Below are 292 nucleotides of genomic sequence, written 5' to 3'. Positions count from 1 at the left end.
AACCTATTTTGTTGTGAGTGAGCACCTTAGCTATTTACAACCTAACTCTTAGAGAACGGAAAGAATTAAATGCCAAAGCGTACCGACATAAAGAGTATTCTAATACTAGGCGCCGGCCCTATCGTCATCGGGCAGGCCTGTGAGTTTGACTATTCAGGTGCTCAAGCGTGTAAAGCGCTTCGCGAAGAGGGTTATCGAGTTATCTTGGTTAACTCTAACCCGGCAACCATTATGACTGATCCTGCAATGGCCGATGCGACTTATATCGAGCCGATTACCTGGCAGACAGTTG

The 292-nt window shown here is 46.2% G+C and carries 1 protein-coding gene; it reads left to right on the top strand.

Annotated elements, in window-relative coordinates; all coding sequences use genetic code 11:
- Positions 1 to 69 precede the first annotated feature (69 nt).
- Positions 70 to 292, top strand: a 223-nt coding sequence (locus A3763_RS06915; RefSeq protein WP_156494982.1) for a hypothetical protein, incomplete at its 3' end; no start/stop codon positions are given.

It is taken from the genome of Oleiphilus sp. HI0128, assembly GCF_001635365.1.
Note: the sequence above shows the minus strand (reverse complement) of the source record. Positions and strands in the feature narration are given on the sequence as shown.